The sequence below is a fragment of the Streptomyces sp. NPDC058198 genome (genome assembly GCF_042882605.1).
Lineage (GTDB): Bacteria > Actinomycetota > Actinomycetes > Streptomycetales > Streptomycetaceae > Streptomyces.
In genome coordinates, this window is the sequence record NZ_JBHVVP010000013.1 from 108,692 (window position 1) to 130,116 (window position 21,425).

Below are 21,425 nucleotides of genomic sequence, written 5' to 3' on the forward strand. Positions count from 1 at the left end.
TTTCCCTCATGACGTCGCTCATGCCCCCAGGCGGAAGGACGTGGAACAGTGTGTCGGGGACCGCGGACGCGGGTGCGTGTGCCCGAGTCCGTACAGCCGGTTCATCAGCCGCGATCATGCGCGATCACGCCTCCTGGAGGGCCGCTCCTGGGCCTCGTCGGCCATCGAGGGTGCCCCCGGCGAATCGGCCGACGGCGACCGTGCCCTCGATATCTTCACGATACTCCGCGAGGCGTCAGGGAGGCGTTATCGCCGACGGCGCCCGCGCGCGGCGTCGCGCTGAGCGCCACGGCGGCCTCGCTCGTGTACATGAGGAAGGTCAGCGTCTCCTGGAAGTAGAGCCGGACGCTCGTGTCGTCGTGGGACAGATAGCCGATGGACACGTCCTGGCCGATGCGCAGTTCGAAGTCGCCGCCCCGCGTGGACAGCAGGAAGGCGCCGTCGATGGCGGGCGCCCAGATGATCTCGCCGTCCAGGACCCGGTCGATGTGCTTGTGGATCGGGTAGCCGTGGTCGGACGTCTCGTTGACCGCGGTGTAGGCGTCGGCGCTGAGCGCCAGGGTGTACGCGCCGCCAACGCCCGCCAGCCGCAGGGTGCTCACGGCCTGGCTGATGGCGTCCGGGTAGTCGCGCACCTCGGCCGGCAGGGCCAGTTCCGGGTGGGACGTGCTCCGTCGGATGCCGGCGATACCGGCTTCCGGGTACCCCTCGAACACCGCGCGGTCCTCGGCGAACGCGATCTTCCGGGCCGCGTCCTTGACCGGCTGCCAGTCCGCGTCCTTGGCCCCGCGCTCGACGTCGTCGACCTGCCGGCGGTCGACCGTGAACGGTACGCGCAGCTCGACCACCGGCTGTGAGCGCCGCGTATGGGCGACGATTCCGCCGGCCGGCGGATCGATGGTCTCCAGATGGCCGGTGCCGACCGCCGCCGCCTCGGCGTCGAGCGGCTCGGGCAGGTCGACGATCCGGCGGCCGGCGACATGGCGCTTGAACGTGCGCCGCGCCTCCTCCTCCAGGTCGGCCCACGCGGCGTCGGAGATGGGCGCCAGTTCACGGTGCAGGTTCTTCATCGGGGGTGCTCCTCTTCAGGTTGCCGATCCCCAGTGAGTCGTCGTCCGCGGGCGCAGGCGTGACCTCGGGTGGCGTGCCGGCCGTATCCGCCGTGCGGGCCGTATCCGCCGTGCGGGCCCCGGCCGTGGTCTCCGTACCCGGCGGGTCGGGCAGGTTGTCGAGGAAGTCGGCGCTCGGCACGAAGAACAGCGTGCCGGTGACGGCGGTGGAGAAGTCCAGGATCCGGTCGTGGGTGGCCGGCGGGCTGCCGAGGAACATGTTCTCCAGCATCTGTTCGGTGACGGTGGGGGAACAGGCGTACCCGATGAAGTACGTGCCGAACTCGCCCCGTCCGGCGCTGCCGAAGGGCATGTTGTCGCGCAGGATCTGCCGCTGGGTGCCATCAGGGTTCGTGATCGTGTTCAGTGCGACATGCGAGTCGGCCGGCTTGACGGCGTCGTCCAGCTCGATGTCGGACAGCTTCGTACGGCCGATCACCTTCTCCTGTGCCTCGACCGGCAGGGCGTTCCACGCCGGCAGGTCGTGCAGGTATTTCTGTACGATCACATAGCTTCCGCCGGCGAACTCCGCGTCCTCGTCCCCGATCAGGACCGCCGCGCTCGCCGCCCGCCCGACCGGATTCTCCGTACCGTCCACGAAGCCGAGCAGATCGCGTACGTCGAAGTACTTGAACCCGTGCACCTCGTCGCGGACCGTGACGGACCCGCGCAGGCGGTCCATGATCTGGGTGGCCAGCCCGAAGCAGAGGTCCAGCCGCATCGCCCGGATGTGGAAGAGCAGGTCACCGGGCGTGGATACGGCGCGGTGCCGGGCGCCGGCCAGTTCGCGCAGCGGATGCAGCTCCGCCGGGCGCTCCCCGCCGAACAGGCGGTCCCAGGCCGGCGAGCCGATGCCCGCGACACAGCTCAGCTCCCCGCGGGGCGCCCGGAACCCGACGGCCCGCTGGAGCCCCGACAGGTCGGACAGGAGGTCGCGCGCGACGGGCTCACCGCCCGGGTCGACCGTCACCACCAGGAAGATCGCGGCGCCCGTCAGCGGGCTCAGCACCGGCTGCGGGGTCACCTCGCGGGCGGGAGAGGCCATCGGCGCGTACCTCCTCGCTCGGCAGGCCCGGAGGCCGGCAGGGCTCGGACGCCCGCCGACGCGCTGGGTGCCCCCGGCCTCCTTCATTCTGCTGGGCGGCCGCCGGCCGCGCATCCGGTGGTATTACCAGGGGCGGCGCCCGCACATACACTTGCCTCCGCCGGGAACCCGGTTGACCTGGGACAACGTGGTCCTGGAGCGGGTCGGGTCAGTAAGGAGCTCACGCAGTGTTCTATTACGTCCTCAAATACGTGCTGCTGGGGCCTCTGCTGCGGCTGCTGTTCCGGCCCCGGATCGAGGGGCTGGAACACATTCCCGCCGAGGGCGCGGCGATCGTCGCGGGAAATCATCTGTCGTTCTCCGATCACTTCCTGATGCCGGCGATCATCAAGCGGCGCATCACCTTTCTCGCGAAGGCCGAGTACTTCACCGGCCCCGGTATCAAGGGCCGGCTGACCGCCTTCTTCTTCCGCGGTGCCGGGCAGATCCCGGTGGACCGGTCGGGGAAGGAGGCCGGGCGGGCGGCGATCAGGGAAGGGCTGGGAGTACTCACCAAGGACGAGCTGCTGGGGATCTATCCGGAGGGCACCCGCTCGCACGACGGCCGGCTCTACAAGGGCAAGGTCGGGGTCGCGGTGATGGCGATCAGGGCGCAGGTGCCGGTGGTGCCGTGCGCCATGGTGGGGACCTTCGAGATCCAGCCCCCTGGACAGGTCGTCCCGCGGATCAAGCGGGTCTCGATCCGCTTCGGCGAGCCGATGGAGTTCTCGCGCTACGCGGGTCTGGAGAACGAGAAGGCGGCGATCCGCGCGGTCACCGACGAGATCATGTACGCGATCCTCGAACTGTCCGGGCAGGAGTACGTCGACCGCTACGCGGCCGAGGTGAAGGCCGAACTGAAGCCCGAGCAGGCCAGGAAGTTCCCGAGGCTGCGCCGCTGACAGCGGATCCGCCACCGGCGAAAGTCCCTGGGCGCGGTGTTCTCCGTACCTCTAGCGTCCCCGTATGACCAGGGGAAGAGCAGTGGTGATCGGCGCGACGGGACAGACGGGGCGGGTCGCGGTACAGGCGCTCGCCGAGGACGGCTGGCAGGTGTGCGCGGCCTCGCGGGGCGGCGCCAGGGACGCGCGCTGGCCCGGGGACGTACGGGCCGTACGGCTGGACCGGGAGGACGACGCGGCGCTGGCCGTGGTGGTGGGCGACGGCTGCGATGTGCTGGTGGACCTGGTGGCGTTCGGGCGGCCGCACGCGCGGCAGTTGACCGGACTCGCGGACCGGATCGGTTCGGCGGTCGTCATCTCCAGCGGCGCGGTGTACGAGGACGAGCGGGGCCGTAGTTTCGACACGCAGGGCGAGCCGGACGGCGTTCCCCGCTATCCCGTGCCGATCCCGGAGAGCCTGCGGACCGTGGCGCCCGGCGAGGCGACGTACGGCACGAGAAAGGTGCGGCTGGAGCGGGATCTGCTCGCGGCGGGCGACACCCTGCCGGTGACGCTGCTGCGGGCGGGCGCGATCCACGGGCCGTACTGCCGCTCACCGCGCGAGCTGTTCTTCGTCAAGCGGCTGCTGGACGGCCGCCGGCGGCGGGTGCTGGCGTACGGCGGCCGTAGCCGCTTTCATCCCGTCCATGTGTCCAACCTCGCCGAGCTGATCAGGCTGGCGGCGCTGCGTCCCGGCTCCCGGGTGCTCAACGCCGCGGATCCGCAGGCACCGACCGTCGCGGAGATCGGTGAGGCGATCGACGCCGTGATGGGCCGGGAGAGCGAGACGGTGCTGGTGGACGGTCCCTCGCCGGAGGGAATCGTCGGCTCCACTCCCTGGGGACTGGAGCATCCCGTCGTCTACGACATGTCGGCCGCCGAGGGGCAGTTGGGCTACCGGCCCGTCACCGGCTACGCCGCGTCACTGCCGGAGACCGTCGGCTGGCTGACCGCCCAGCTGGACGGCCGGGACTGGAAGGACGCCTTCCCCGAGATGGCCAGGACGTACGGGCCCCACGGCGATCTCTTCGACTACGCGGCGGAGGACACCTGGCTGGAGCGGGCCGGGCGGGGAACGGCGTAGCCAGGGCCCGGGACCTGCCGGTCGCCGGACCCAAGGAGGGGGCGACCGGACGGGCCGGTCGCCCCCTTGGAAACCCCTTGGTGCTCCCCCGCCTTACGGCTTGGGCGTGGCGTGCGGGGCGCACGTCACATCGCGGCTGTCCAGCGCGCCGGTCAGCAGGTAGGACTTCACCCGGTCGTTGACGCACGGGTTCACCAGGTTGGTGATGCCGTGCGAACCGGCGTCCTGCTCGGTGATCAGACGCGAGCCCTTGAGGCGCTTGTGCAGCTCGACAGCGCCCTCGTACGGCGTGGCGGCGTCACGCGTGGACTGCGTGATCAGCACCGGCGGCAGACCCTTGCCGGTCTTGACGTCGACCGGAGTCTGCTGCTTGACGCCCCAGGTGGCGCAGGGCAGGTTCATCCAGGCGTTGGACCACGTGAGGAACGGGTGGTCCTCGTGGAGCCGGGTGTTGTCCCGGTCCCACTTCTGCCAGCTGGTGGGCCACTGGGCGTCGGTGCACTCGACGGCCGTGTAGACCGCGTTGCCGTTCTCCGCGGACGCGTTGCCCTTGGTGTCGGACAGGTCCGGGGCCGCGGCGTCGACGAGCGCCTGGGTGTCACCGCCGAGGTACGCGCTCCAGATACTGGCGACGGGCACCCAGCTGGAGTCGTAGTACGCGGCGCCCTGGAACAGCCCGAGCAGCTCGGCCGGTCCGACGACACCGCCGAACGGGCTCTTCTTGGCAGCGGCGCGGAGCGCGTCCCACTGCTGCCTGACCTTCTCGGGGGTGGTCCCGATGTGGAAGGTCGCGTCGTTCTGGGCGACCCACTTCATCCAGTCCTGGAACCGGCCCTCGAAGGCGACGTCCTGGTCCAGGTTGGCCTGATACCAGATCTTCTCCTTCGACGGGTTGACCACGCTGTCGACGACCATGCGCCGGACATGCGTCGGGAAGAGCGTGGCGTAGACGGCGCCGAGGTAGGTGCCGTAGGAGACACCCACGAAGTTCAGCTTCTTCTCACCGAGCCCGGCCCGGATGACATCCAGGTCGCGTGCGGTGTTGGGCGTCGTCATGTGCGGCAGCATCCAGCCGCTGCGCTCCTTGCAGCCGTCCGCGTACTCGGCCGCGAGCTTGCGCTGGGCGCGCTTGTCGGCCTCGCTGTCGGGGACCGGGTCCGCCTTCGGCGCCTTGACGAACTCCTGCGGGTCGATGCAGGAGATGGGGGCCGAACGGCCGACCCCGCGCGGGTCGAAGCCGACGAAGTCGTACGCCTTCGCGGCGTCGGCCCAGATGGCGTTCTTGGTGATGACACGGCGCGGGAACGCCATGCCGGAACCGCCGGGACCACCTGGGTTGTAGAGCAGGGCGCCCTGGCGTTCGTCCGGGGTGCCGGTGTTGCCGATGCGGTCGACAGCGAGCTTGATCTGCCGGCCGTTGGGCTTCGTGTAGTCGAGCGGGACGCTCACCCAGCCGCACTGGATGGGCTTTTCCAATGCCCAGTCGGCCGGACAGTCCTGCCAGTCGATGCCCTTCTTCGCGGCCCGTTCGGCCGCGACGGTGGCGCCGTACGCCGCGGAGTCGCCGTGGTGACGGCCGTCCGCGGTGGCCGCCGGAGCGGCTATCGCGCCCGCTATGAGCGTGCCCACGAGCAGAGTGCCGGCCGAGCCGAGCACTGCTGTACGTCTCAAGTGGAGCCTCCCCCTTGGTGATGCGCTGCCCGTGCAGCGCTGTTCGATGGTGCTCCTGGGGATCCTTACGCCTGTGAGGCCACCGGGAACAGGCCGGATGACCATTTCTTTACCTAACCCATAACCGGTGACCGCGGTCCCGCTCAGCGGTACGCCTCTTCGGTCAACACCTCGTCCAGTACCCGCCGCAGCCGCAGGGCGTCCGGCGCGACCACCGTGACCAGGACGGCCGGTCCGGCCAGCGGGGTGAGTACCGCGGTGTCGCCCAGCATCCGCGGCCGCCCCGGTTTGTCCTCGAACTCCGGTCCGGCGAGCAGGAGTTGCCCCACGGCGCGGTGTCCGCCGAGGACCGCTCCGCTGTCCCAGCCGCCGGGCGCTCCGGGGCCGTACGCGAGCTCCTGGTCGAACAGGGGGCGCCCGGCACGCCGGACGGTGAGCCGGGTGAAGAGGGTGCCGGGCAGCTCGCCGTGGCGGCCGAGGATCTGCTCCTCGCGGAGCACCAGGCGTCCGGTGGCGGCGAGTTCGACGCGCGTACTCATCCGCAGATCGCTGCCGTACGCCGAGATGAGCTGCTCCGGCAGCCAGCTCAGCTCGGCCTCCTCGCCGACGGTCAGCCGCACGTCGTAGCGGGCGGGTCCGGCCTCGCCGCCGGCCGTACGTCCGGGCAGGGCGACCGTGGCCGCCGCGGCGTCCACGGTCAGCCGGGCCCCGTCCCGTACCTCCGCCTCGATCGCGAGCCGGTCGCCCCCGAGCGGTGCGCTCATCGCGCCGACGACGGTGACCCGGCTCCCGGGACCGGTGGCGCGGGTACGGCGCACCGCGAGCGGTCCCTCGCCGGCCAGCACGGGCAGCCCGGCGCGGGTGGCGACGATACGGGCGGTGGCGTGGACGCTCACGCGGTCCAGGCGGCGAGCCGCGCGAGCACCCAGTCCGACACCGGCCGCACCCCCTCCTCGGCCTCCCCGGTCTTCAACGACATGAAGGCGACCGGGAGTTCGCCACGCTGTTCCTTGGCGTCGCGGGCCATCCGGCCGAGGTCGGAGCCGACGTACGGGGCGAGGTCCGTCTTGTTGATCACGAGCAGATCGGCGGTGGTGACGCCGGGGCCGCCCTTGCGCGGGATGTCGTCGCCGCCCGCCACATCGATGACGAAGATCTGCGCGTCGACCAGTCCTTTGGAGAAGGTGGCGGTGAGATTGTCCCCGCCGGACTCGACGAGGATCAGATCGAGCGGGCCGACCGCGTCCTCCAGATCCTCGACGGCTTCGAGGTTGGCGGAGATGTCGTCGCGGATCGCGGTGTGCGGGCAGGCGCCGGTCTCGACGGCCTGGATGCGCTCGGGCGGCAGGACGGCGTGGCGGAGCAGGAATTCGGCGTCCTCGCGGGTGTAGATGTCGTTGGTGACGACGGCGAGGGACAGCCGGTCGCGCAGGGTGCGGCAGAGCGCGGCCACGGTCGCGGTCTTGCCCGAGCCGACAGGCCCGCCGAGGCCGATACGCAGGGCGCGCCGCCTGCCGTCGGGACGCACGGCGTCGGCGCTGACGGCCGCCGGGCCGGTGTGGGTGTGGTCGAGGTGCATGGGGCGGCTCCTGTCGGGGCGGTGCGAGGAGGGGTCCTGAAGACGGGGACGGCCGGGACGACGGGCACGACGGGCGGCGTGACGGGCACGACGGGGCTCACGAGGCGAACAGCCGTACCGGCCAGGCCGCATGCGCCTGCGCGGTGATGTCGAGCAGCGGGGCCGAGGCGGCGGGCAGCGCGTCGACGCCCTCGTACGCCGCCCGCGCGGCCCGCTCCGCGACCTGGTCCAGCTCGGGCGCGAGGCGGGCGAGGACGGCGGTGGCCTCGAAGGGGTCGAGGCTGAGGAGCCGTACGGCCGCGGTGGCGGGACCGCTGACCGTCTCGTACGCCGCACAGTGCGCGGCGTCCTCGGGGGTGAGGCCGGCGGAGCGGGCGACGAGACCGAGCACGACGGGCTGGTGCGCGCCGCGTGGCCGGGCCGCCGCGAGCGCGTCCAGTTCCTGGCCGGGCCAGGTGGCGCGGGCGGCGCGCATCAGCTGCCGGCCGAGCTTGCGCGCGGTCGCCCGCAGCGCGGGAGAGGGGGTACGGGCGTCCGCGGCCTCGTCCAGTTCCAGCGGGTCCAGGCCCCGGGCCGCGGCGGCGGCGAGCGCCGCCGCGGTGAGCCCGGTGGTGTGCAGCCTGCCCCGGCAGAAGGCGGCCAGGTCCCCGGCGTCGCGGATCCGCCCCGCCTTGACGGCCGCTTCCGCCCCGCCCGAGTGGGCGTGGCCTCCGGCGGGGAACCGCCCGTCGGCCAGGACGAGCAGCGCCGCGCGGCTCACCGGGGATCCCCCGGCAGTCCACGAGATGCCGGAAACGGGCTCATCGGAAACGGGCTCATCGGAAGCGGGCTCATCAGAAGAGGAAGTAACGCTGGGCCAGGGGAAGTTCGGCGGCGGGCGCGGGCTCGACCGGCTCCCCGTCGATCGTCACCGTGAACGTGTCACTGTCGACCTCGACGCGCGGCAGGGCGTCGTTCTCCCGCATGTCCGCCTTGGTGATCCGCCGGGTGTTCCGGATCGGCACGAACGCCTTGGCCAGGCCCAGGCGTTCGGGCAGCCCGTCCTCGATGGCCGCCTCCGCCACGAAGTTGAACGAGCTCGCCGCCGCGGCCCTGCCCAGGGCGCCGAACATCGGCCGCGGCAGGATCGGCTGCGGGGTCGGGATGGAGGCGTTGGCGTCGCCCATCTGCGCGTACGCGATCTGTCCGCCCTTGATGACGAGCTGCGGCTTGACGCCGAAGAAGGCCGGATCCCAGAGCACCAGGTCGGCGAGCTTGCCGGTCTCGACCGAGCCGATCTCCTGGTCGAGCCCTTGGGCGACCGCCGGGTTGACCGTGTATTTGGCGACATAGCGGCGGGCGCGGTGGTTGTCGGCGCGGCCGTCGCCGGGCAGAGCGCCGCGCCGCTTCTTCATCACGTGCGCGGTCTGCCAGGTCCGCATGATCACCTCACCGACGCGGCCCATGGCCTGGGCGTCGGAGGAGATGATCGAGATGGCTCCGAGGTCGTGCAGGATGTCCTCGGCGGCGATGGTGGAGGGCCGGATCCGGGACTCCGCGAAGGCGAGGTCCTCGGGCACGGCCGGGTTGAGGTGGTGACAGACCATCAGCATGTCGAGGTGTTCCTCGATGGTGTTGACGGTGTGCGGCCGGGTCGGATTGGTGGAGCTGGGCAGGACGTACGGCTCCGAGACGACGGTGATGATGTCCGGGGCGTGCCCGCCGCCCGCGCCCTCGGTGTGGTACGCGTGAATGGTGCGTCCCGCGATGGCGGCGAGGGTGTCCCCGACGAAGCCCGCCTCGTTCAGGGTGTCCGTGTGAATGGCGAGCTGGACACCGGTCTCCTCGCAGACGCCCAGACAGGCGTCGATGACGGCGGGGGTGGCGCCCCAGTCCTCGTGGATCTTGAACCCGAGCGCCCCGCCGCGCAGTTGGGCGTGCATCGCGTCGCGCGACATGGTGTTGCCCTTGCCGAGCAGACCGATGTTGACGGGGAAGGTCTCCAATGCCTCGAACATCCGGGCGAGGTGCCATGCCCCGGGCGTGACGGTGGTGGCCTTCGTGCCCTCGGCCGGTCCCGTACCGCCGCCGACGAGGGTGGTGACTCCGGACGCGAGTGCCTGGTCGACGAGGGTCGGCGAGATGAAGTGGACGTGCGCGTCGATCGCACCCGCGGTGAGGATCTTCCCGTTGCCCGCGATGACTTCGGTCTCGGGCCCGATGACCAGATCGGGGTGGACGCCGTCCATGGTGTCGGGGTTGCCGGCCTTGCCGATCCCGGTGATCCGGCCGTCCCGTACGCCGATGTCGGCCTTGACGATGCCCCAGTGGTCGATGATGACGGCGCCGGTGATCACGGTGTCGGGCGCACCCTCGGCCCGGGTCGTACGGGACTGGCCCATCGACTCGCGGATGACCTTGCCGCCGCCGAACACCGCCTCGTCGCCGGCGAGTCCGGGCCCGCCGGAGCGGTCCTCCTCGATCTCGACGAGCAGATCGGTGTCGGCGAGGCGGATCCGGTCGCCGGTGGTGGGGCCGAAGAGATCGGCGTACCCGGCACGGGACAGCTCAGTCATCGAGGGGACCTCCGGTCTCTCCCCGCAGGCCCGGGACGACGCGCAGCCCGGCGAGGGGAACGAGTGCGATGCCGACGGGGACTCCGGGTTCGAAGCGCACGGCGGTGCCGGCGGCGATGTGCAGCCGCTTGCCGCGGGCGGCGGCGCGGTCGAAGTCCAGACCGGGGTTGGCCTCGGCGAAGTGATAGTGGGAGCCGACCTGGACCGGCCGGTCGGCGGTGTTGAGGACGGTGAGCCGGGTGACCTCGCGGCCCTCGTTGAGGGCTACGGGCTCGTCGGCGTAGAAGATCTCTCCGGGAATCATCGGCGGCGCCCCCGTCAGACGATCGGGTCGTGGACGGTGACGAGCTTGGTGCCGTCCGGGAAGGTGGCCTCCACCTGCACGTCATGGATCATCTCGGGGATACCTTCCATGACCTCGTCCCGGCCGAGCACCGTGCGCCCTGAGGCCATGAGTTCGGCGACGGTACGGCCGTCCCGTGCGCCTTCGAGGAGGTGCGAGGTGATCAGGGCGACCGCCTCGGGGTGGTTGAGCCGCAGTCCACGCGCCCTGCGCCTGGCCGCCACATCCGCGGCCACATGGATGAGCAGACGCTCCTGCTCGTGCGGGGTCAGTTGCACGCTTCCACCTCATCGTCTCCGGCCCGGTGAAGGACCGGGCGCAGCGCGAGCCTAGCCAGCTTCAACACTCTGTTGAACTGTGATCGCCGATCTTCACAGTCAGACATTGCACGGTATGGCGGAAGTTTTACCGGCGTGTAAACAAATCAGTCATACGGGGCGGCCTCCCGGCCGCGGCGTCACCTGCCGTGGCCGGGAGGCCGCTCACCCGTCTCCGGCCCGCGACCCTCCGGGGTGCGGTGTTCCTGGCGGTGCTCCGGCCGGTGCTCGGCCGCGATGCCGAAGCGGCGCCGTTCGCCGGGAGCGGACGGCATGGAGCGGATCGCCGAGACCGAGCTGATCACCTGCTCCTCCTCCACCTCTCGCTCCTTCTCAAGTCGCTCCAGGTCAGCGGCCGAGACCAGCGCGATGAGCGGCTTCCCGTGACGGGTCACGACCACTCGCTCGCCGCCGTAGACGACGCGATTGATCAGATCGGCGAGTTCTGCCCGGGCTTGCGTCACCGGAATCTCGTAGGACATAGTCCCCATCATAACGGTCTGTACATCCTGTACATTTTTTACAGAGACCAGTGCATGAGGAGAGGTACGTCATGAACCGCCTTTCGGCCCGCTATGTCCTGCCCGAGTTCACCGAGCGGACGAGCAACGGAACCCGCACCCTCGATCCGTACTCCAAGCTCCTGGAGGAACGGATCATCTTCCTCGGCACCGCCGTCGACGACACCGCGGCCAACGATGTGATCGCGCAGTTCCTGCACCTCGAGTACGCCGCGCCCGACCAGGACATCTGTCTCTACATCAACTCCCCGGGCGGCTCGGTCAACGCCATGTCCGCGATCTACGACACGATGCAGATCGTCACCTGCGACGTGGAGACGACCTGCCTCGGCCAGGCGGCCTCGGCCGCGGCCGTGCTGCTGGCCGCCGGCGCTCCGGGCAAGCGGATGGCGCTGCCCGGCGCCCGGATCGTCCTCCAGCAGCCCGCCATCGAGGAGCCCGTCCAGGGCCAGCCGTCCGATCTGATGATCCACGCCGAGGAGATGCTGCGGCAGCGGGCCCTGCTCTCGTCGATGCTGGTGCGCCACACCGCGCAGAGCGCGGAGCGGATCGCCGAGGACATCGACCGGGACACGATCTTCGACGCGCCCGGCGCCAAGGCGTACGGCCTGGTCGATCACGTGGTCCAGAACCGCAAGACGTCCCTCGGCGGCCCCTTCAACCCGTCCGGCTCCTCCGGCAGGCGGTGACCGGTGACGCTGCCGCCGGAACTGCCGCCGCTGCCGGCACTGACCCGGGCCGAGGGCGATGTCGTCGACAGCTATCTCGGGATCATCGACCTGCTGGGCCGGATCAACCCGGCGCGCGGCGCGGACACCTACAGCGCGCTGCGCGCGGCCCAGGCCCTGCCCGCGCTGGCCGCCGAGCTCAGGGACGCCCTGACGGCGATGCACGCGCGGGGCGAAACCGAACTGCACGCGTCGACCCTGGCGCGAGCGCTGAGGGTGCTGGACGGGGAGCGGCGGGCGGATCGGGTCACGATGCCGCCCGGACAACCGACTTGAGCGCGGGCGGCGCTCCCGTACGGACGCGTCCGTACGGGAAAAGCCCCCTCGTTCGGCGTATGAACTGCCTGGACAGGACGGGGGAATGAAGTTGCGCAAAGCGGCCGGACCCGCGACGCGCCTCCTTGCTCCCGTGCAGGTGGAGCCCTCATCAGACGCCATGACCCTGACACGAAACGCCGCTCGGCCACCCATATGGGTCCAACGTGACGAGACTCACATATCGTCGTTTCGCCTCGGAAATCCACCTGTTGCTACGTCAAGATCCGTGGGACGACAAGCCCCCGCCACCACGACGGGGCGGTCCGGGCGGACGCTGAGTCCTGCCGCCGCACCGGATGTCTGGTCGACACGAGTGGATCGGCAGGAGTGGAGGACCCGAGCGGTACGGGATGACCTGATACAAGGTCACCCCTAGGGGTTAAGTCGCTTACGCGGCCGGGCATCTTCGCCTGTCCGAACCCGACAGGTCATCCTTCACAGGCGGCTGACGAAGGGTTGCGCATGACTGCGCAGACGTATGTCCCGTCTTTGCTCTCACGGGCCGGTGCGGTATCGGCCCTCACGATCGCGGCCGTCGGCGGCACCATGCTGGCGCCCGGTGCCACGGCCGAGGCACACGCCGCTCACGCGGCCATGGCTCTACGGATCGCCGCCTCGAAGCAGGGTGCGCCGTACCAGTACGGAGCCACCGGGCCGCACAGCTTCGACTGCTCGGGGCTGACGCTCTACTCGTACAAGAGAGTGGGTAAGCGGCTCCCCCGCACGGCTCAGCAACAATACAACAGGACCAGACATATCCCCCCCTCCGGCCGACACCGCGGGGACCTCGTGTTCTTCCATTACGGAAGCAACGTCTACCACGTCGGGATCTACGCGGGCCGCGGGAAGATCTGGCACTCGCCGAAGAGCGGGGCCGTGGTGCGGCTGGAGCGGATCTGGACCCGCGGTGTCTGGTACGGCCGGGTGAACTGAGCGCGCGGGGGACGGCCCCGCACTCGGACGGGCGCTGACGGCGCGTCGGATCGCGCCGTCGGTCGCCGCCGGGGCCCCGGCCGGTCCTGGCCGGTCCTGGCCGGTCCGTGGCTCAGCCCTGGACGGGGGCCGTCCAGGGCAGGGTGATCCAGACCGTCTTGCCGCCCTCCGAGGTCGGGGTGACGGACAGCCGGCCGCCGCACTCGGCGGTCAGCGAACGGATGATGACCATCCCTCGGCCGTTGTCCTGCTGCACGGCCGCGGGGAGCCGCTGCGGCCAGCGCGGGTGGCTGTCGGTGACCCCGAGGCGCAGCTGTTCGTGACGCTCCAGCCGGATCTCCACGGTGAACGTGGGCGACTGGCCGAGGGTGTGCTGCACGGCGTTGGTGGCCAGCTCCGAGACGATCAGCCGGACCGTGTCGGCGGTCTCGGCCTCGCCCGGCAGCCCCCATTCGGTGAGCAGTTCCGCGACGTATCTTCGCGCCGCGGGCACCGACGCCGGATCGCTCGGCAGGGTGATGGATGCTTCCTGGTGATCTGCCATGGCGACGCTGTCCCTTTCCCGCCGGACCGGACTCCGGCACAGCACGGATGACTGTGCGGACGGCCTCGGACCGCGCTTCGCCGCCAGAGTGCCACTCATCGCGGCGTTCACACGGCCGATCCACCGAGATCTGCATATATCTGTCGCTCGAAGCGGTGAACTCTGCGACGCGAGACCGTATCCGGGCGCCGGAAAGATACCTTCGTCGGTCATGCGGCATATTCCGGCGGTGCGCCGGCACAGGCTCGGGGACGAACTGCGCAGGCTGCGCCGGAGCGCGGGACTGACGAGCGGGGAGACGGCCCGGCTCCTCGGCTGGCACCAGTCGAAGGTGAGCCGGATCGAGACGGGCGTCAGCCGGGTGAAGGACACGGATCTGGCCGGGCTGCTCGACGCGTTGCGCATCGGCGACCCGCAGCTGCGGACGCTGCTCGGCGCCCTGGCGGGGACGGCGGGCGACGGGCCGGGGTGGTGGCAGGCGTACGGCGGGGTGATCCCGCCCGGCTACCGGGACTTCATCAGCCTGGAGTCGCAGGCCAGCGCGGCGCGCACGCTGGAGACGTCCGTGGTGCCGGGGCTCCTGCAGACACCCGGCTATGCCAGGGCCGTGACGCGGGCCGCGCTGGAGGGTCTGCCGGCCGCGACGGTGGACGCCCTGGTCGATGTGCGGCTCGCGCGCCAGGAGGTGCTGCGGACCGCGACGCCGCTGGAGCTGCACGCCGTGCTCGACGAGGCCGTGCTGCGGCGGGAGGTCGGCGGGCGTGCGGTGATGCGGGAGCAGTTACGGCGACTGGCGGAGCTGGCCCGGCTCCCCCACGTACAGCTGCGGGTGCTGCCGTTCACCGCCGGCGGCTATGCCGGGCTCACCGGACCCTTCGTTGTCTTCTCTTTTCCGCACATTACCGATCTGGATTTGGTCGTTCTCGACCACTTGACGAATAGCCTCTATCTGGAGCGGAAGGAAGACCTGGAGGCGTACCGCGCGGCGTTCGACACGACGCAGGCGCATGCCCTCTCGTCCGAGGACTCATTGGATCTCATCGCCGGCATCGGTGACGGCGCGTAGGGAGCATCATGTCCGCTTACCTCGCACAGCCCCCTGCCCAGACTTCAGCCCCCACTCCCCCCACCACTCTCCCGGTCTCCGCCGGCCCGTGGCGGCGCAGCAGCCGCAGCACCGGGATGAACAACTGCGTGGAGACCGCCCGCACCGGCGCGGACGGACTCGCCGTACGGGACTCCAAGAACGTGACCCGCCCGCATCTGTCCTTCTCCACGGCCGCATGGACGTCCTTCGTCTCCGCGCTCGGTGAGGAGGTGTTCGCGGCCTGAGAGCGGTCGCGTACGGACACTCAGCCGGCGGCCGTGACCGCTTCCGCGGGCGCGGTCGCCGCGATCGTCCGCACCGCCGTGTCGATCTGCCGCTCTGTCAGGTCGGCACGCGCGGTGAGCCGGATCCGGGAGATACCGTCCGGCACCGAGGGCGGGCGGAAACAGCCCACGGCCAGACCCGCGGCGCGGCAGTCGGCGGCCCAGCGCACGGCCGTCTCCGGCGACGGCGCCTGAACGGACACCACGGCGGCGTCCGGCCGCACGGCGGTCAGCCCTTCCCCGGTCAGCCGCTGGTGCAGGGTTCTGGCGACCGCCCGTGCGCGGTCCGCCCGGACCGGCTCCCGGCGCAGCAGCCGCAGACTCTCCAGGGCGCCGCCCACGGCCGCCGGGGCCAGACCGGTGTCGAAGATGAAGGTACGCGCGGCGTTGACCAGATGGTCGATGACCCGCGCGGGGCCGAGGACCGCGCCGCCCTGGCTGCCCAGGGACTTGGAGAGCGTGAGGGTGGCCACCACACCGGCCGCCCCCGCGAGGCCCGCCGCGTCCAGCGCGCCCCGGCCGCCCTCGCCGAGCACACCCAGACCGTGCGCGTCGTCCACGAGCAGGGCCGCGCCCCCCGTACGGCAGACCTCGGCCAGCTCCCGCAGGGGCGCCGCGTCGCCGTCCACCGAGAACACCGCGTCGCTCACCACGAGGGCCCGCCGCCCGTCGTGCTCGTCGAGGGTCTTGCGTACGGCGTCGGGCGCCGCGTGCGGTACGACCACGGTCTCGGCGCGCGAGAGCCGGCAGCCGTCCACGATCGAGGCGTGGTTGCCCGCGTCGGACACGAGCAGGGAGCCGCGCGCCGTCAGCGCGGTGAGGGCGGCGAGATTGGCCGCGTAACCGGAGGAGAGGACGAGCGCGGCCTCGAAGCCGCAGAAGGCGGCCAGTTCACGTTCCAGTTCGGCGTGCAGGGCGGTGCTGCCGGTCACCAGCCGGGAGCCGGTGGCGCCCGCGCCCCAGCGGCGGGCGGCGTCCGCCGCGGCGCCGGTCACCGCGGGGTGGCGGGCCAGGCCCAGATAGTCGTTGCTCGCCAGATCCAGCAGGTCGGAGTCGGCCGGGCGCGGCCGGAGCGTACGGACCAGACCCGCCCGCGCACGGCGCCGCGCCTCGTCGTCGGTCCACGCGAACGGATCGTCGTGCCGGTCGGGGGATTCCCGCTGATCCTGCTCCATGGGTCCGGTCCTTTTGTAGGCAGCGCACAGACCCTAACCGGGGCGCGACCGGGTCAGGGTGTGGCCATGCACACACCTCGATCCGCCGGTGTTGTCGGGTTCCTCCTTGGCCGCGGGGCTCCCGGTAAGCCAGGATCGGCACTATGGATCTGCTGAAGACGCTGGTGGAGAAGGGCCTGCGGCGCGAGCTGCCGACCCGCGAAGAAGCCCTCGCCGTACTGGCGACCTCCGACGACGATCTGCTCGACGTGGTGGCCGCGGCCGGGAAGGTGCGCCGTCAGTGGTTCGGGCGGCGGGTGAAGCTCAACTATCTGGTCAACCTCAAGTCCGGTCTGTGTCCCGAGGACTGCTCGTACTGCTCGCAGCGGCTCGGTTCCACGGCGGGGATCCTCAAGTACACCTGGCTGAAGCCCGACGAGGCGTCGAAGGCCGCGGCCGCCGGAGTGGCCGGCGGGGCGAAGCGGGTCTGTCTGGTCGCGAGCGGCCGCGGTCCCACGGACCGGGATGTCGACCGGGTCTCGCAGACCATCGAGGCGATCAAGGAGCAGAACGAGGGCGTCGAGGTGTGCGCCTGCCTCGGGCTGCTCTCGAACGGACAGGCGGAGCGGCTGCGGGCCGCGGGCGCCGACGCGTACAACCACAACCTCAACACGTCCGAGGGGACGTACGGGGACATCACCACCACGCACACCTACGCCGACCGGGTGGAGACGGTGCAGCAGGCCCAGGCGGCGGGCCTCTCCGCCTGCTCCGGGCTGATCGCCGGCATGGGTGAGAGCGACGCGGACCTGGTGGATGTGGTCTTCTCGCTGCGCGAGCTGGACCCGGACTCGGTGCCGGTCAACTTCCTCATCCCCTTCGAGGGGACGCCGCTCGCCAAGGAGTGGAACCTCACCCCGCAGCGCTGCCTGCGCATCCTGGCGATGACGCGGTTCGTCTGCCCGGACGTGGAGGTCAGGCTCGCGGGCGGACGCGAGGTGCATCTGCGCACGATGCAGCCGCTCGCGCTGCACCTGGTCAACTCGATCTTCCTCGGCGACTACCTCACCAGTGAGGGCCAGGAGGGCAGGGCGGACCTGGAGATGATCGCGGACGCGGGCTTCGAGGTGGAGGGCGCGGACACGACGACGCTGCCCGAGCACCGCGCCGGCGGCTGCGCTCCGTGTGGCGGAGGCGAGGCCGCACCGGCCGCCGCCGATGCCGGGAGCGCGAGCGTCGCGGCCGCTGCCGAGGCGGTCACCCCGGCCCGTACGGACCTGGTGGCGGTACGCCGCCGTGGCGCCGGTACGGACCTGGCGCCCAATGCCTGAGCTTGCCCCGGGTGACCTGCTGGCCCTGGACCGGGCCCACGTCTGGCATCCGTACGGTCCCATGCCGGGCCGTGCCGAACCGCTGGTCGTGGAGTCCGCGTCCGGGGTACGGCTGCGGCTCGCGGAACCCGCCCACGGGCAGCGCGAGTTGGTCGACGGGATGTCGTCCTGGTGGTCGGCGATCCATGGCTACAACCACCCGGTGCTCAATGAGGCGGCGCGTGGCCAGCTGGACCGGATGAGCCATGTGATGTTCGGCGGGCTCACCCACGAGCCGGCCGTACGGCTCGCGGCCACGCTCGTCGACATCACTCCTGAGCCGCTGCGCCATGTCTTCCTCGCCGACTCGGGCTCGGTGTCGGTCGAGGTCGCGGTGAAGATGTGTCTCCAGTACTGGCGCTCGGTGGGACGGCCCGCGAAGCAGCGGCTGCTGACCTGGCGGGGCGGCTATCACGGCGACACCTGGCAGCCGATGTCGGTGTGCGACCCCGACGGCGGGATGCACGATCTGTGGTCGGGGGTGCTGCCGCGCCAGATCTTCGCGGACGCGCCGCCGGACGCGTTCGAGGAGACGTACGCGGACGGGCTGCGCGAGCTGATCGCCCGGCACGCGGACGAACTCGCCGCGGTCATTGTCGAGCCGGTCGTGCAGGGCGCGGGCGGGATGCGCTTCCACTCCCCCGGCTATCTGCGGGTCCTGCGGGACGCGTGCGACGAGCACGACGTGCTGCTGATCCTCGACGAGATCGCGACCGGCTTCGGCCGTACGGGCACGCTCTTCGCCGCCGAGCAGGGCGGCATCTCCCCCGATGTGATGTGTGTCGGCAAGGCGCTGACCGGCGGCTATCTCACCATGGCCGCCACGCTGTGCACCGCACGGGTGGCCGAGGGCATCTCGCGCGGCGATGTCCCGGTGCTGGCGCACGGACCGACCTTCATGGGCAATCCGCTCGCCTCCGCGGTCGCCAACGCCTCGATCGGGCTGCTGCTCGGCCAGGACTGGGAGCGGGAGGTCAAACGGATCGGGACCGGTCTGCGCGACGGGCTCGCGGAGACCGCGTCCCTGCCCGGCGTACGGGACGTACGGGTGCTGGGCGCCATCGGGGTCGTCCAGCTGGACCACGAGGTGGACATGGCCGCCGCGACCCGGGCGGCGGTGCGCGAGGGCGTCTGGCTGCGGCCGTTCCGCGATCTGGTGTACACGATGCCGCCGTATGTGACGGGTGACGAGGATGTCGCCAGGATCTGCCGCGCGGTGGCCGCGGCGGCCTCGGCGTCCGCGGCGGCACGGAAGGGCTGACATGCCGGTAGTGATGGTGACGGGGACCGGGACGGAGATCGGCAAGACCGTCGTCACGGCGGCGCTCGCCGCGGCGGCGCTCGCGCGGGGACATACGGTCGCGGTGCTCAAGCCGGCGCAGACGGGGCTCGCCCCCGGCGAGGCGGGCGACGTGGCGGTGGTGGCACGGCTGGCGGGAAAGGTCACCGCGGTCGAACTCGCGCGGTTCCCCGACCCGTTGGCGCCCGCGACCGCCGCCCGTCGGGCCGGCGCGGCGGCGGTACGGCCGGAGGAGGTGGCCGTCGCGGCCGAGAAGCTGGCCGCCGAGCACGATCTGGTGCTGGTCGAGGGTGCGGGCGGACTGCTCGTACGGTTCGACGAGGCGGGCGGGACACTCGCGGACGCGGCGCGGCTGATGCGCGCTCCGGTGCTGGTGGTGGCGCCGGCCGGGCTCGGCACGCTGAACGCGACCGCGCTGACCGCCGAGGCGCTGCGCGCCAGACAGCTCGAACTCCTCGGGGTGGTTGTCGGCAGCTGGCCTGCCGCACCGGATCTGGCGGCGCGGTGCAATCTGGCGGATCTGCCGGAGGTGGCGGGGGCGCCGCTGCTCGGCGCCGTACCGGAGGGCGCGGGCGCGCTGCCGCCCGCGGAGTTCCGGGCGCGGGCGGCGTCATGGCTGGCGCCGCGGCTGGCGGGGCGATGGGACGCGGCCTCGTTCAGCGCGGAGTTCGCAGCGGATGCGGGGACGCGGCCGGCCGTGGGGTGAGCGCCGTCCGCGTCGCGGTGCTCACGCCCCGCTGGACGATCATCTTCCCCACGTTCTCGCCGCGCAGCATGCCCAGGAACGCGTCCACGATCGACGCGCGACCGTCGAGGCGGAGGACGACGGAGCGGTGCTCTCGATGGTCGGCAGCGGTCTCGGCATGGCCATCATGCCGATGCTCTCGCTGACCGGAGCACCGCCGTCGGTCCAGATCACCTTGCTCGGCCGGGGGCGCCCGTCGCGGTCCGTCGGTTACGTCACCGCTCCCGGGCCGGCGGGCACGGCCGCGGTGCGCGCCCTCATCAGAGAGCTCCGCCGGTTTCGGACTCCTCCCGCGTCATCCGGAGATCACAGGATGGAGCCAGGGCTGTAGCCCGCGGCCTCGGGGTGCTGCTTCACGATCTCGTCGACGCGGGCGACGACCGTGGCGATCTGGTCCTCCGCCGCGCCCGTGAAGGACAGCTTGTCCGCCATCAGCGCGTCCAGTTGGGCGCGGTCGAGGGGCATACGGTCGTCCGCGGCCAGCCGGTCCAGCAGTTCGTTGCGCTCGGCGCCCTGCTCGCGCATCGCCAGGGCCGAGGCCACCGCGTGCTCCTTGATGACCTCGTGCGCCGCCTCGCGGCCCACCCCGGCGCGTACCGCGCCCATCAGCACCTTGGTCGTCGCGAGGAACGGCAGATAGCGGTCCAGCTCACGCGCCACGACCGCGGGGAACGCGCCGAACTCGTCGAGGACCGTCAGGAACGTCTCCAGCAGCCCGTCGAACGCGAAGAACGCGTCCGGCAGCGCCACCCGGCGGACGACGGAGCACGAGACGTCGCCCTCGTTCCACTGGTCGCCCGCCAGCTCGCCGGTCATCGACGCGTAGCCGCGCAGGATCACCATGAGGCCGTTGACGCGCTCGCAGGACCGGGTGTTCATCTTGTGCGGCATGGCGGAGGAGCCGACCTGGCCGGGCTTGAAGCCCTCGGTGACCAGTTCGTGCCCGGCCATCAGCCGGATCGTCTTCGCGACCGAGGACGGCGCGGCCGCCAGCTGCACCAGCGCGGTCACCACGTCGTAGTCCAGCGAGCGCGGATACACCTGGCCGACCGAGGTGAAGGCCTGCGCGAAGCCCAGATGGCCCGCGATGCGCCGCTCGAGCTCCGCCAGCTTCGCGGTGTCCCCGCCGAGCAGGTCGAGCATGTCCTGTGCGGTGCCGACCGGGCCCTTGATGCCGCGCAGCGGGTAGCGGCCGAGCAGGTCCTCCAGCCGTCCGTACGCCACGAGCAGCTCGTCGGCGGCCGTCGCGAACCGCTTGCCGAGGGTGGTGGCCTGGGCGGCGACATTGTGCGAGCGGCCGGCCATGACCAGCTCCCCGTACTCACCGGCGAGCTTCGCGAGGCGCGCGAGCACCGCGACCGTACGGTCCCGCGTCAGCTCCAGCGAGAGCCGGATCTGGAGCTGCTCGACGTTCTCCGTCAGGTCACGGGACGTCATGCCCTTGTGCACCTGCTCATGGCCGGCGAGCGCGTTGAACTCCTCGATCCGCGCCTTCACATCGTGCCGGGTGACCTTCTCGCGCTCCGCGATCGACGCCAGGTCGACCTGGTCGAGCACGCGCTCGTAGTCGGCGAGAGCGGTCCGCGGCACCTCGATCCCGAGGTCCTGCTGCGCCCGCAGCACGGCCAGCCACAGCTGACGCTCCAGCTTCACCTTCTGCTCGGGGGACCACAGCAGGGCCAGCTCCGCCGAGGCGTAGCGGCCGGCAAGGACATTGGGGATGCGAGGCTTCGCAGACACGGCAGTCACGTGAGCTGA

General features: G+C 71.4%; 23 protein-coding genes, 1 pseudogene and 1 riboswitch. Of the genes and pseudogenes, 11 read left to right on the top strand and 13 right to left on the bottom strand.

Annotated features, from left to right (window positions below):
• Window positions 1–215 precede the first annotated feature (215 nt).
• The gene (locus ACFVWW_RS29885) at window positions 216–1,070 is read right to left on the bottom strand and encodes a family 1 encapsulin nanocompartment shell protein (RefSeq protein WP_384180605.1); all 855 of its coding nucleotides are present in this window, start codon (window positions 1,068–1,070) and stop codon (window positions 216–218) included.
• Window positions 1,051–2,154 carry a Dyp-type peroxidase gene (locus ACFVWW_RS29890; protein ID WP_384180607.1) on the bottom strand — a complete coding sequence of 368 codons (1,104 nt, stop codon included), beginning with the start codon at window positions 2,152–2,154 and terminating at the stop codon, window positions 1,051–1,053. The genes ACFVWW_RS29885 and ACFVWW_RS29890 overlap by 20 nt, the downstream gene beginning before the upstream one ends.
• Window positions 2,155–2,381: 227 nt before the next feature.
• On the opposite strand from ACFVWW_RS29890, the gene ACFVWW_RS29895 reads away from it, so the two are divergent.
• Window positions 2,382–3,095 (top strand): lysophospholipid acyltransferase family protein, encoded by a 714-nt coding sequence (locus tag ACFVWW_RS29895; RefSeq protein WP_386878914.1) that lies wholly within the window; start codon window positions 2,382–2,384, stop codon window positions 3,093–3,095.
• Between the two features lie 64 nt (window positions 3,096–3,159).
• Entirely contained in the window at window positions 3,160–4,218 is a 1,059-nt protein-coding gene (locus ACFVWW_RS29900; RefSeq protein ID WP_386878913.1) for an NAD-dependent epimerase/dehydratase family protein, read from the top strand.
• A gap of 93 nt (window positions 4,219–4,311) precedes the next feature.
• Here the strand turns inward: ACFVWW_RS29900 and ACFVWW_RS29905 are convergent, their stop codons facing one another.
• The 8 genes from ACFVWW_RS29905 to ACFVWW_RS29940 all read right to left on the bottom strand — a co-directional run bounded on the left by ACFVWW_RS29905 (window position 4,312) and on the right by ACFVWW_RS29940 (window position 11,165).
• Window positions 4,312–5,889 carry an alpha/beta hydrolase gene (locus ACFVWW_RS29905; RefSeq protein ID WP_386878912.1) on the bottom strand — a complete coding sequence of 526 codons (1,578 nt, stop codon included), beginning with the start codon at window positions 5,887–5,889 and terminating at the stop codon, window positions 4,312–4,314.
• Between the two features lie 143 nt (window positions 5,890–6,032).
• The gene (locus ACFVWW_RS29910; protein WP_386878911.1) at window positions 6,033–6,785 is read right to left on the bottom strand and encodes an urease accessory protein UreD; all 753 of its coding nucleotides are present in this window, start codon (window positions 6,783–6,785) and stop codon (window positions 6,033–6,035) included.
• Complete coding sequence (ureG, locus tag ACFVWW_RS29915; protein ID WP_384180617.1) at window positions 6,782–7,468, bottom strand: urease accessory protein UreG; 687 nt, start codon at window positions 7,466–7,468, stop codon at window positions 6,782–6,784. Before ureG ends, ACFVWW_RS29910 begins: the two co-directional genes overlap by 4 nt.
• A 97-nt stretch (window positions 7,469–7,565) precedes the next feature.
• Window positions 7,566–8,228: an urease accessory protein UreF gene (locus ACFVWW_RS29920; RefSeq protein WP_384180619.1), complete on the bottom strand. Its 663-nt coding sequence runs from the start codon at window positions 8,226–8,228 to the stop codon at window positions 7,566–7,568.
• 73 nt (window positions 8,229–8,301) lie between these two features.
• Window positions 8,302–10,023 carry an urease subunit alpha gene (locus ACFVWW_RS29925; RefSeq protein WP_386878910.1) on the bottom strand — a complete coding sequence of 574 codons (1,722 nt, stop codon included), beginning with the start codon at window positions 10,021–10,023 and terminating at the stop codon, window positions 8,302–8,304.
• On the bottom strand, window positions 10,016–10,327 hold the full coding sequence (locus tag ACFVWW_RS29930) for an urease subunit beta (protein ID WP_384180623.1): 312 nt from the start codon (window positions 10,325–10,327) through the stop codon (window positions 10,016–10,018). The genes ACFVWW_RS29925 and ACFVWW_RS29930 overlap by 8 nt, the downstream gene beginning before the upstream one ends.
• Before the next feature lie 14 nt (window positions 10,328–10,341).
• Window positions 10,342–10,644, bottom strand: a complete 303-nt coding sequence (locus ACFVWW_RS29935; RefSeq protein ID WP_384180625.1) for an urease subunit gamma — start codon at window positions 10,642–10,644, stop codon at window positions 10,342–10,344.
• Window positions 10,645–10,823: 179 nt separating this feature from the next.
• Window positions 10,824–11,165, bottom strand: coding sequence for a type II toxin-antitoxin system Phd/YefM family antitoxin (locus ACFVWW_RS29940; protein ID WP_386878909.1), 342 nt, complete (start codon window positions 11,163–11,165; stop codon window positions 10,824–10,826).
• Between the two features lie 71 nt (window positions 11,166–11,236).
• Between ACFVWW_RS29940 and ACFVWW_RS29945 the strand changes: the two genes are divergently transcribed.
• From ACFVWW_RS29945 to ACFVWW_RS29955, 3 genes are all read left to right on the top strand, one after another.
• Window positions 11,237–11,893 (top strand): ATP-dependent Clp protease proteolytic subunit, encoded by a 657-nt coding sequence (locus ACFVWW_RS29945; RefSeq protein WP_386878908.1) that lies wholly within the window; start codon window positions 11,237–11,239, stop codon window positions 11,891–11,893.
• Between the two features lie 9 nt (window positions 11,894–11,902).
• Entirely contained in the window at window positions 11,903–12,208 is a 306-nt protein-coding gene (locus ACFVWW_RS29950) for a hypothetical protein (protein WP_384180880.1), read from the top strand.
• A 317-nt stretch (window positions 12,209–12,525) separates the two neighbouring features.
• A riboswitch (cyclic di-AMP (ydaO/yuaA leader) is annotated at window positions 12,526–12,710 on the top strand.
• A gap of 2 nt (window positions 12,711–12,712) precedes the next feature.
• Entirely contained in the window at window positions 12,713–13,183 is a 471-nt protein-coding gene (locus tag ACFVWW_RS29955; RefSeq protein WP_384180631.1) for a C40 family peptidase, read from the top strand.
• A 112-nt stretch (window positions 13,184–13,295) separates the two neighbouring features.
• On the opposite strand, the gene ACFVWW_RS29960 is transcribed toward ACFVWW_RS29955, so the two are convergent.
• Window positions 13,296–13,727, bottom strand: a complete 432-nt coding sequence (locus tag ACFVWW_RS29960) for an ATP-binding protein (RefSeq protein ID WP_384180633.1) — start codon at window positions 13,725–13,727, stop codon at window positions 13,296–13,298.
• Between the two features lie 211 nt (window positions 13,728–13,938).
• Here ACFVWW_RS29960 and ACFVWW_RS29965 point away from each other — a divergent pair, with 211 nt between their 5' ends.
• Together ACFVWW_RS29965 and ACFVWW_RS29970 are read left to right on the top strand one after the other, a co-directional pair.
• Complete coding sequence (locus ACFVWW_RS29965; protein ID WP_384330935.1) at window positions 13,939–14,793, top strand: helix-turn-helix domain-containing protein; 855 nt, start codon at window positions 13,939–13,941, stop codon at window positions 14,791–14,793.
• An 8-nt stretch (window positions 14,794–14,801) separates the two neighbouring features.
• A complete protein-coding gene (locus ACFVWW_RS29970) occupies window positions 14,802–15,059 on the top strand; it encodes a DUF397 domain-containing protein (protein ID WP_384180637.1) in 258 nt (85 codons plus the stop codon).
• Between the two features lie 20 nt (window positions 15,060–15,079).
• Here the strand turns inward: ACFVWW_RS29970 and ACFVWW_RS29975 are convergent, their stop codons facing one another.
• Complete coding sequence (locus tag ACFVWW_RS29975) at window positions 15,080–16,273, bottom strand: 8-amino-7-oxononanoate synthase (RefSeq protein WP_386878907.1); 1,194 nt, start codon at window positions 16,271–16,273, stop codon at window positions 15,080–15,082.
• A 143-nt stretch (window positions 16,274–16,416) separates the two neighbouring features.
• On the opposite strand from ACFVWW_RS29975, the gene bioB reads away from it, so the two are divergent.
• The 4 genes and pseudogenes from bioB to ACFVWW_RS29995 form a co-directional block, all read left to right on the top strand.
• A complete protein-coding gene (gene bioB / locus ACFVWW_RS29980; protein ID WP_386878906.1) occupies window positions 16,417–17,583 on the top strand; it encodes a biotin synthase BioB in 1,167 nt (388 codons plus the stop codon).
• Window positions 17,576–18,883: an adenosylmethionine--8-amino-7-oxononanoate transaminase gene (locus ACFVWW_RS29985; protein WP_384180643.1), complete on the top strand. Its 1,308-nt coding sequence runs from the start codon at window positions 17,576–17,578 to the stop codon at window positions 18,881–18,883. The genes bioB and ACFVWW_RS29985 overlap by 8 nt, the downstream gene beginning before the upstream one ends.
• A gap of 1 nt (window position 18,884) precedes the next feature.
• Complete coding sequence (gene bioD / locus ACFVWW_RS29990) at window positions 18,885–19,628, top strand: dethiobiotin synthase (RefSeq protein ID WP_386878905.1); 744 nt, start codon at window positions 18,885–18,887, stop codon at window positions 19,626–19,628.
• A 97-nt stretch (window positions 19,629–19,725) separates the two neighbouring features.
• Window positions 19,726–19,998, top strand: a pseudogene (locus ACFVWW_RS29995) (LysR substrate-binding domain-containing protein); the annotation flags it as partial.
• Here ACFVWW_RS29995 and purB read toward each other — a convergent pair.
• On the bottom strand, window positions 19,974–21,416 hold the full coding sequence (purB, locus tag ACFVWW_RS30000; protein WP_384180649.1) for an adenylosuccinate lyase: 1,443 nt from the start codon (window positions 21,414–21,416) through the stop codon (window positions 19,974–19,976). The pseudogene ACFVWW_RS29995 and the gene purB sit on opposite strands and share 25 nt — an antisense overlap.
• Window positions 21,417–21,425: the final 9 nt, after the last annotated feature.

Excerpts from the sequence above, each read along its gene's own strand:
- ACFVWW_RS29885 (WP_384180605.1), bottom strand. The coding sequence starts at position 1,070 with ATGAAGAACCTGCACCGTGAACTGGCGCCCATCTCCGACGCCGCGTGG.
- ACFVWW_RS29890 (WP_384180607.1), bottom strand. The coding sequence starts at position 2,154 with ATGGCCTCTCCCGCCCGCGAGGTGACCCCGCAGCCGGTGCTGAGCCCG.
- ACFVWW_RS29900 (WP_386878913.1), top strand. The coding sequence starts at position 3,160 with ATGACCAGGGGAAGAGCAGTGGTGATCGGCGCGACGGGACAGACGGGG.
- ureG (WP_384180617.1), bottom strand. The coding sequence starts at position 7,468 with ATGCACCTCGACCACACCCACACCGGCCCGGCGGCCGTCAGCGCCGAC.
- ACFVWW_RS29925 (WP_386878910.1), bottom strand. The coding sequence starts at position 10,023 with ATGACTGAGCTGTCCCGTGCCGGGTACGCCGATCTCTTCGGCCCCACC.
- ACFVWW_RS29930 (WP_384180623.1), bottom strand. The coding sequence starts at position 10,327 with ATGATTCCCGGAGAGATCTTCTACGCCGACGAGCCCGTAGCCCTCAAC.
- ACFVWW_RS29940 (WP_386878909.1), bottom strand. The coding sequence starts at position 11,165 with ATGTCCTACGAGATTCCGGTGACGCAAGCCCGGGCAGAACTCGCCGAT.
- ACFVWW_RS29945 (WP_386878908.1), top strand. The coding sequence starts at position 11,237 with ATGAACCGCCTTTCGGCCCGCTATGTCCTGCCCGAGTTCACCGAGCGG.
- ACFVWW_RS29955 (WP_384180631.1), top strand. The coding sequence starts at position 12,713 with ATGACTGCGCAGACGTATGTCCCGTCTTTGCTCTCACGGGCCGGTGCG.
- ACFVWW_RS29960 (WP_384180633.1), bottom strand. The coding sequence starts at position 13,727 with ATGGCAGATCACCAGGAAGCATCCATCACCCTGCCGAGCGATCCGGCG.
- ACFVWW_RS29965 (WP_384330935.1), top strand. The coding sequence starts at position 13,939 with ATGCGGCATATTCCGGCGGTGCGCCGGCACAGGCTCGGGGACGAACTG.
- ACFVWW_RS29970 (WP_384180637.1), top strand. The coding sequence starts at position 14,802 with ATGTCCGCTTACCTCGCACAGCCCCCTGCCCAGACTTCAGCCCCCACT.
- ACFVWW_RS29975 (WP_386878907.1), bottom strand. The coding sequence starts at position 16,273 with ATGGAGCAGGATCAGCGGGAATCCCCCGACCGGCACGACGATCCGTTC.
- bioB (WP_386878906.1), top strand. The coding sequence starts at position 16,417 with ATGGATCTGCTGAAGACGCTGGTGGAGAAGGGCCTGCGGCGCGAGCTG.
- ACFVWW_RS29985 (WP_384180643.1), top strand. The coding sequence starts at position 17,576 with ATGCCTGAGCTTGCCCCGGGTGACCTGCTGGCCCTGGACCGGGCCCAC.
- bioD (WP_386878905.1), top strand. The coding sequence starts at position 18,885 with ATGCCGGTAGTGATGGTGACGGGGACCGGGACGGAGATCGGCAAGACC.